The organism is Catenovulum agarivorans YM01 (genome assembly GCF_000281085.1).
GTDB lineage: Bacteria > Pseudomonadota > Gammaproteobacteria > Enterobacterales > Alteromonadaceae > Catenovulum > Catenovulum agarivorans.
This window is the reverse complement of record NZ_JH767525.1, coordinates 1-211: the sequence shown is the minus strand read 5'-3', so window position 1 is coordinate 211 and position 211 is coordinate 1. Positions and strand designations below refer to the sequence as shown.

The following is a 211-nucleotide window of genomic DNA, read 5'->3' as shown; positions in this document are numbered from 1 at the left end:
AAAGCTCAGGTACAGTCAGTGTATCGGTTGGTAACGATGTTTACGCAGGTGCAGACAACGTCACAACAAGCTTGTCACTGGATAATGTTTCTGGCGGTAACTTCGAAAACCTAGTGCTGGGTAATAGCTCAGTCACGACTACAGTCAGTGACACCCTGTCTGATGTGACCTTAAGTTTAACGGGCACCCCAAGTGTCAGTGAAGGTGGCAG

The 211-nt window shown here is 48.3% G+C and carries 1 protein-coding gene; it reads left to right on the top strand.

What is annotated here, in order from left to right; translation table 11 throughout:
* A partial coding sequence (locus WSC_RS22150) for an immunoglobulin-like domain-containing protein (RefSeq protein WP_040394093.1) occupies positions 1-211 on the top strand: 211 nt, incomplete at both ends.